General features: G+C 69.6%; 2 protein-coding genes. One reads left to right on the top strand and one right to left on the bottom strand.

Annotation, left to right across the window (positions count from 1 at the left end):
- Positions 1-358 (top strand): hypothetical protein (locus tag IE294_RS46750; RefSeq protein WP_229918590.1); only part of this gene is annotated, 358 nt, incomplete at its 5' end.
- Positions 359-375: 17 nt separating this feature from the next.
- Here IE294_RS46750 and IE294_RS46755 read toward each other — a convergent pair.
- Positions 376-1,080, bottom strand: a complete 705-nt coding sequence (locus IE294_RS46755; RefSeq protein WP_189895392.1) for a hypothetical protein — start codon at positions 1,078-1,080, stop codon at positions 376-378.
- Positions 1,081-1,113: the final 33 nt, after the last annotated feature.

Consider the following 1,113-nt stretch of genomic DNA (forward strand, 5'->3'; position numbering starts at 1 on the left):
CGGCGGGATGCGCAACGACAGCGCAACCATGCGGCAGATCGCCGACGAGTCGGTACAGCGGCTCGGGCAGGCCGGCACCGTGGAGGTCACCAAGCAGGAAGAGGTGGGGACCCCCGACATCCCGGGGCTCACCGACTCACCGGGTGTCGTCCAGAACCTGCGCCTGTCGACCACCCTGCACGGAGAACCGCTCGAACTGGTGCAGAGCCAGGTCTACCTCGGCCTGGAGGATGTGGACCGTCCGTCACAGCGTGCCGTGATCGAGCTGGTGCTCACGGCGAAGCCGGAACAGCTGGCGGCGGTGCTGGACGACTTCAAGCAGTTCGTCCGCTCGGTACGGGCGGACCAAGCCGCCTGACGCCCTGGTCGGCCGTCTCAGACCGCCGACCAGACCCGCGGCGGGATCCGGTCCAGCACATCGCACAGGTAGCCGAGCCGCTCGTCGAAGTCCTGCGGGCTCAGCCGGCCGCGGCGCCAGGTGAGCAACTCACCGTTGTGCAGCCGGATCGGGGAGTCCTGCACGGCCTGCGGCTGCGCGGTCAGGAAGGGCGCCACGTCGCCCGCCAGGGCATCACGGGCGAACGACTCGTCATCCGTGATCACCCGGAACGCCTCGTCGAACTCCGCGACGCCGAGCTGCACCACACGGCCACGCTGTGTCATCCCGTCGAGCGCCTGCGGCCGTCGCACCACCAGTTCGGGCCCGGGACCCGGCGCAGCGACCGCGAACACCGTCCAGAAGACGGGCTGGTTCCGTCCCGGGCCGTCGTGGACGTTGAGGGTGCCGGTCACATACTCGAAGCAGCGGAAGCCGCGGCCCCGGAACTCCCCGGTGATGTAGTGCTCCGCCCGCAGGTTGCGCCCGCTGACGGGCAGCGGCGCCATGCCGCAGAGCCCGTCGATCAGCCCGTATGTGGCCTGCTGGTAGCCGTAGCCGCGCTCCTGGGCGAGTCGGATCGCCGAGGCTCTCTCCTGCACGCCGCGCGCCCGGTCCCGCTGGGCGCGCACCATCATGGTGATGACGAGGGCGAAGATCCCTCCCACGACCAGGATCATGAGCACAGGCATCAGTACGGTCATGGGACGCGATTATGTCTGATGACGCCCGCACCG

Origin of the sequence: Streptomyces canarius (assembly GCF_014650735.1) — a bacterium.
Lineage (GTDB): Bacteria > Actinomycetota > Actinomycetes > Streptomycetales > Streptomycetaceae > Streptomyces > Streptomyces olivaceoviridis.

Excerpts from the sequence above, each read along its gene's own strand:
- IE294_RS46755 (WP_189895392.1), bottom strand. The coding sequence starts at position 1,080 with ATGACCGTACTGATGCCTGTGCTCATGATCCTGGTCGTGGGAGGGATC.